We start from the raw sequence: 5,967 nt of genomic DNA, 5'->3' as shown, positions 1-5,967 counted from the left end.
GGGGGACCGGAAAATGCCAGTCTCCGAAATCTGGTCCCCCAGAATTGGGGCGGAGGGGCTATCCTACTCTCAATTAGGCTTTTCCAAGAGCCTCCCTTAGCGCGGCGAGAGAAGCGCGCGGGCGCGGCGCACGAGTTCGGCGGCGGCTTCCGGGGTTTCGGCGGCGGCGTTCAGGTGGCCCATCTTGCGGCCCGGTCGCGCTTCCGCCTTACCGTAAAGGTGCAGCTTGACACCGGGAATGGCGCACGCGGCGGCCCAGTCAGGCTCGCCGCTCGCGGGCCAGATGTCGCCGAGCAGGTTCGCCATCGCGGCGGCGGGACGCAGCATCTCCACCGAACCGAGCGGCAGACCACAGACGGCGCGCAGCTGCTGCTCGAACTGGCTGGTGACACATCCGTCGATGGTCCAGTGCCCGGAGTTATGGGTACGCGGCGCGATCTCGTTGACGATCAAATTACCGTTATGGCCCAGGAAAAACTCGACGCAGAGAACGCCGACGACTTCGAGTTCTTGAAAGATCGTGCGCGCGATCTGTTCGGCTTCGAGCAGAACGGCTTCCGGAACGGACGCCGGGGCGAGGGTCACATCTAAAATATGATTGGCGTGCGTGTTATCAACGAGGCCGAAGTGGACGAATTCCCCGTCCACACCACGCGCTCCGACAAGAGAGAGCTCCCGTTCGAAGTCGATAAAGCCTTCCAGGACGGCAGGCTGGCGGTCGATAGCGTCCCATGCGGCGACGGCGTCTTCAGGCCGAAGGATCTTCGCCTGTCCCTTGCCGTCGTAACCGAAGCCCGCCGTCTTCAGAACCGACGGCGTTCCTAGTTCTTCGACGGCCTGTATCAAATCATCTTCGGTATTGATCGCCCGAAACGGAGCGCAGGGGATGCCGGCGCCGTGCAGAAATGTCTTTTCGCGAAGGCGGTGCTGGGCAGTGTGCAATGCGGCGCGGCCGGGGCGGACCGGGACGATCTCGCCCACGGCGTCCAGCGCCGCCACGGGGACATTCTCAAACTCTTGAGTGATCACATCCACCTGGCGCGCAAAAGCGCGCAGGGCGTTCAGATCGTCATAAGAACCGATCACTTCGATATCGGCGATCTGTCCCGTCGGCGAGTTGGCTTCGGGAGAATAAACACCGACTTTGTATCCCATCTCACGCGCCGCAAGGGCGAGCATCCGGCCGAGCTGGCCGCTGCCAAGAATACCAAGGGTGGCGCCGGGTAAAATCGCGTCGGACATTACGGCAGGGTCTCCGCGAGGACTTTTTCCGTCTGTTCGGCCCGGAACGCGCGCAGTTTTTCGCGCAGCGCCGGGCGTGTGTTCGAAAGAATCGCGACGGCGAGCAGGCCGGCGTTGATCGCGCCCGCCTTACCAATGGCGAGGGTTCCCACGGGAATGCCGCCGGGCATTTGGGCAATTGACAATAGTGAGTCCATGCCACTGAGCGCCGCGCTCTGCACGGGAACACCCAGCACCGGAAGCAGCGTCTGCGCCGCCACCATGCCCGGCAAGTGCGCCGCGCCGCCGGCGCCGGCGATCACTACTTCCAGGCCGCGCCCTTCAGCGCTTGCCGAGAACTCGTTCAGGAGATCCGGCGTGCGGTGCGCGGAAACGATGCCGAACTCATGCGGCACATCGAACTTCGCCAAAATCTCAACGGCATGGCGCATCGTGTCCCAATCGGACTTGCTGCCCATAATCACCGCCACTAAAGGAGCGCGCTGCGGTTCACTCATGCCGATACCCCTTCCGTTTCGCCGCCGTAGCACGAGTAGAAGTACGGCGTCTCCGCTTCAAACTCAGCGGCGCAAGTGTCCACCATCTTGTAGATCGGCGCGCAATTCGCCGTCTTGCGCCAGGCGCGAATCTGAGATTCTTTCACGCCCAGAATATCAACAAGGTGCCGGTCGGCGAAGCCTAAATTCTTGGCGGCGACCAGGAGCGCCTGCGTTTCTTCGTCCAGCGTCTCCACATGGTGAAAGCGCGCCGCCTGCGCGCGCAGCTTGTCTTCAAATTGCACAAGGCGCTGGATCTTGATCAGGAACCAGGGGTCGACGCCGCTCAGGTCCGCCACTTCCTCCACGAGAAGACCACGATGGAAGGCTTCGGCGATCAAAAAGAGGCGCTGATCAGTCGCGCTCTGCAATCCCGCCTCAATCTCCATGTCAGTCAGTAAGTCGCCGTTCTTAGGCCGCAGGCCAACCTGACCGATCTCCAGGCTGCGTATCGCCTTGAACAATCCACCCTCGAAGGTGCGGTCGATCGCCATGACTTCCCCAGTCGCCTTCATCTGCGTGGTGATACGTCGGTCGGCGGCGGTGAACTTGTCAAACGGCCAGCGAGGGATCTTGACGATGATGTAGTCCAGCGCCGGCTCGAAGCACGCGAGTGTCTTCTTCGTGACGGCGTTCTGGATCTCGTCCAATCGCAGACCGATGGCGATCTTCGAGGCCACGCGAGCGATCGGATACCCCGTCGCCTTACTCGCCAACGCCGACGAGCGCGACACACGCGGATTGACTTCGATAATATAGTAGTTGAAGGAGTCGGGATCGAGCGCCATCTGCACGTTGCAGCCGCCCTCAATGCCGAGCGCACGAATAATTTTCAGAGACGCCGTACGCATCATCTGATACTCTTTATCCGAAAGGGTCTGCGACGGGGCGACGACGATGGAGTCGCCCGTGTGCATGCCCATGGGATCGAAGTTCTCCATGTTGCAGACGGTGATGCAGGTGTCGGCGGCGTCCCGCATCACCTCATACTCGATCTCTTTCCAGCCCGTGAGATAGCGCTCGACCATGACCTGGTGGCTGGGAGACAGCTTCAGACCGCGCGAACCAATCTCGACCAATTGCTCAGGCGTGCGGGCGATACCGCCGCCGGTGCCGCCGAGCGTATAGGCAGGGCGCACAATCAGCGGCCAGGGGTTTCCGTCGCGTTTTGACAGTTCAACGAGTGCGCCTTCGTCCTCGATAATCCAGGATTCTGGAACCGGCTCGCCGATCTCGCGCATCAGCGCCCGGAAGATCTCGCGGTCTTCCGCCTTGCGGATCGTCGCGAGCGGCGTGCCGAGAAGCTTGACATTATACTTTTCCAGAATGCCCGCCTCAGCCAGCGCAATCGCCATATTGAGGCCCGTTTGGCCGCCGAGCGTTGGCAGCAGACCGTCGGGACGCTCTTTGGCGATGATCCGCTCGATGAACTCCACCGTCAGCGGCTCGATATAAACAGCGTCGGCGGTTTCGGGATCGGTCATGATCGTCGCGGGATTCGAATTGACGAGGACGACCGAAACGCCCTCCTCGCGCAGCGACTGGCACGCCTGCGTGCCGGCGTAGTCAAACTCGGCGGCTTGGCCGATAATGATCGGCCCGCTGCCGATCACAAGCACTTTCTTCACATCTGGGTTCTTAGGCATAATTGTCTTTCCGTCGGGGGATCATTCTGACCCACCCCGGCCCTTCGGGCCACCCCTCCCTTGAAGCAGGGAAGGGTTGTTAGAGATTCTCGGACGAAAGCCACCCGCGAAATAAATTCCAATACCCTACCCAGTTCCATGGGAGGGGTCGGCCGAAGGCCGGGGGTGGGTTAGTTAAACTGAATGCCCGTATAATGCTCCGCGCGTGCCGTCCTGCACGCGCTGCCGAATACGTCCGTAGTGGTAGATCTCGCGCTCCATCGCATGCCAGATCAGCCACGCCACGCTCATATTGGATTCCGGACGGTTCTCCTTGGGATTGGAGGGAACCGTACGCACTGCGCGCAACCCCTCGCGGGAGAACGGGGCCATCACAACTTCTTCTAATTCCCGCGTGGCCGTCAGCAGTTCCACGAGCGAGCGCGCCGTCTCGTAATCGGACCGTCTCGGCGCTTCATACTCGTTGCCGCCGATCAGGCGTCCGACATAGAATCGGACCTCCGTCACCATCTCGATCACGATCTCCGCAACCGACGGCAGCGGCGGCGCCGGCCGCATCGAAAGCTGCTGCTCGGTCAGCGATTCAATGGTGTCGATCAAGTCCTGATGGATGTCTCCCCAGAAGGGATAGAGTTCGTTGAGCTGCATTAGGATGCCCCCCGGCCCCCACAGGGGGTGCAGAGCATATTTTCGAAAACGTGTCTCATCCAGAGTTTCAATCGCGCCAGTATACCTATGGTTTGCTCCCCTGTGGGGGTCGGGGGGGCATCCTAATGCACCCGGTAAATATCAATCACATACCGCCCGTCGCCGCCAAACTGTACCGTACCAACAAAGTGCTTCGGCGTGACCAGATTCGGATAGTGAGCGATCCACCACCCTCGCCACTTCGGCGCGCGCGTGACAGCGATGTACGTCGCGTTCAAGCGCTCGACGGGATGGTCGTCGTTGGACAGACCCGGCTGCACCGGCGCTGCGGAATACTTCGTGTGCAGACAAATCTCCGGGGCGAAATCTCCCACAAGACGGATATCGGACGATACCCCCACCATGCGGACGATATCGGAAGGCATTTGAAAGATCGTCGCGCTGCGCTCCGTCTCCTGCTTTACGGTCCATGCGCCGCTGACTGCGATGAATACGCAGACACATGCGACGCGCGGCAGGCGTCCAATCGACCGCGCCCCGATGGCAGCCAGGGCGCACAGCGCTGGCAGGAACAGCACATAGTATCGGCTAGGCGCGTAGTTGGACAGCAGGCAAAATAGCAGTCCCCCACCCAGCCAGGCCCACATGAATAGAGACACACGGCTTCTTACACGCCGCGCGGCGATGGCGACCAGCACAATGACAGACGGCAGGAACGCGCAGAGATACGGCAGCAGGCCGCGTTCGCCGTTCCACAAAGCGCGCCGGATGTTCAGCCACACGGACAATGGCGAGTGCGGCATGATCTGGTGCGAAACAAAGTACGCATTCATACGGCGCAGTTCGCTTCCGTGCGGGATCGTCCAGAGAAGGGCTTCCATCCCAATGACAAGCGCAAAACCCGCGAGGCTCCACAGACCAATGCGCCGCTCCGAGGCTTGGGGCCGCCAAATGCAGGCGATTAAGATCGCGGGCGCGGCGATTCCGGCAAGCGACTTGAAGACGACTGCAATACCAAGCGATGCTCCCGCGAGCGCAAACCACACAGCGCGTTTACGCCCCTCGGCGCTTTCACCATAGGACCAGCCCGCAAAGGCCGCCACAAGCCAGAAGGCCGTCGGCGTCTCCTGCAAGGCCAATCGGTTATAGAGCAAGTACGGCGTCGCGAGCGCAAGAAACAAGAGGCCAAGGTCCGCCACCGGACGTCCCGCGCTTCGGCGCAGGCCCAGCCAGAAGACCAAAAGCGTCAGCAGGCTGAAGGCGACGGACACGCCCCGCGCGGTCAGGACATTCGCGCCATATGTCCGAAACACGGCTTCCTGGATGAGGCTCAGAAGCGGCGACAGCAGACGGTCGTGAAAGTTGCCGGGCGCGAGCGTTCCGAACAGCGCCATGTGGCGCGCGTCGAGGGTGTAAAAGCCCTCGTCCGTGAAGATCCCGCTGCTCCATGACAGCCACATCGGCGGATCGTCAGCGAGACCGATGATCCGCACGACAATCGCAGCGAGGACAATCAGCGCCAGGAGCCAGTTTTGCGCGCGCGTGGCCTTTATTTGGCCCTCTGCTCGTCGATCATTTCCAGGAAGCGACCGAAGTAGCCTCGGCTGTCCGCCGGGCCGGGTGACGCTTCCGGGTGGTACTGGATGGAGAACACCGGCAGCGTCTTGTGGCGCAGGCCCTCCACGGTGCCGTCGTTCAGGTTGATCTGCCAAACTTCTACGTCGGGATCGTCAAAGCCGTCCGCCGCCAGCGCATAGCCGTGGTTCTGCGATGTGATGACGACGCGGCCCGTCTCCAAGTCTTTGACAGGATGGTTCGCGCCGCGATGGCCGAACGGCAGCTTGAACGTGTCGAGGCCGACCGCGCGGCACAGCAGCTGGTGGCCGAGGCAGATG

Annotated in this window: 5 protein-coding genes and 1 pseudogene; all 6 read right to left on the bottom strand. The window is 61.6% G+C overall.

Annotated features, from left to right (window positions below; genetic code table 11):
• Positions 1 to 96 precede the first annotated feature (96 nt).
• Positions 97 to 1,242 carry a 5-(carboxyamino)imidazole ribonucleotide synthase gene (locus tag ABIZ35_RS20415; RefSeq protein WP_348221768.1) on the bottom strand — a complete coding sequence of 382 codons (1,146 nt, stop codon included), beginning with the start codon at positions 1,240 to 1,242 and terminating at the stop codon, positions 97 to 99.
• The gene (gene purE / locus ABIZ35_RS20410; RefSeq protein WP_348221767.1) at positions 1,242 to 1,739 is read right to left on the bottom strand and encodes a 5-(carboxyamino)imidazole ribonucleotide mutase; all 498 of its coding nucleotides are present in this window, start codon (positions 1,737 to 1,739) and stop codon (positions 1,242 to 1,244) included. Before purE ends, ABIZ35_RS20415 begins: the two co-directional genes overlap by 1 nt.
• On the bottom strand, positions 1,736 to 3,424 hold the full coding sequence (carB, locus tag ABIZ35_RS20405; protein ID WP_348221766.1) for a carbamoyl-phosphate synthase large subunit: 1,689 nt from the start codon (positions 3,422 to 3,424) through the stop codon (positions 1,736 to 1,738). Before carB ends, purE begins: the two co-directional genes overlap by 4 nt.
• Positions 3,425 to 3,598: 174 nt before the next feature.
• Positions 3,599 to 4,072, bottom strand: a complete 474-nt coding sequence (locus ABIZ35_RS20400; protein WP_348221765.1) for a DinB family protein — start codon at positions 4,070 to 4,072, stop codon at positions 3,599 to 3,601.
• 122 nt (positions 4,073 to 4,194) lie between these two features.
• The gene (locus ABIZ35_RS20395; protein WP_348221764.1) at positions 4,195 to 5,565 is read right to left on the bottom strand and encodes a glycosyltransferase family 39 protein; all 1,371 of its coding nucleotides are present in this window, start codon (positions 5,563 to 5,565) and stop codon (positions 4,195 to 4,197) included.
• 56 nt (positions 5,566 to 5,621) lie between these two features.
• Positions 5,622 to 5,967, bottom strand: a pseudogene (locus ABIZ35_RS20390) (carbamoyl phosphate synthase small subunit); the annotation flags it as partial.

This window comes from Capsulimonas sp., assembly GCF_039929585.1.
In the GTDB taxonomy this organism is placed as follows: Bacteria; Armatimonadota; Armatimonadia; order Armatimonadales; family Capsulimonadaceae; genus Capsulimonas.
Note: the sequence above shows the minus strand (reverse complement) of the source record. Positions and strands in the feature narration are given on the sequence as shown.

Excerpts from the sequence above, each read along its gene's own strand:
- ABIZ35_RS20415 (WP_348221768.1), bottom strand. The coding sequence starts at position 1,242 with ATGTCCGACGCGATTTTACCCGGCGCCACCCTTGGTATTCTTGGCAGC.
- purE (WP_348221767.1), bottom strand. The coding sequence starts at position 1,739 with ATGAGTGAACCGCAGCGCGCTCCTTTAGTGGCGGTGATTATGGGCAGC.
- carB (WP_348221766.1), bottom strand. The coding sequence starts at position 3,424 with ATGCCTAAGAACCCAGATGTGAAGAAAGTGCTTGTGATCGGCAGCGGG.
- ABIZ35_RS20400 (WP_348221765.1), bottom strand. The coding sequence starts at position 4,072 with ATGCAGCTCAACGAACTCTATCCCTTCTGGGGAGACATCCATCAGGAC.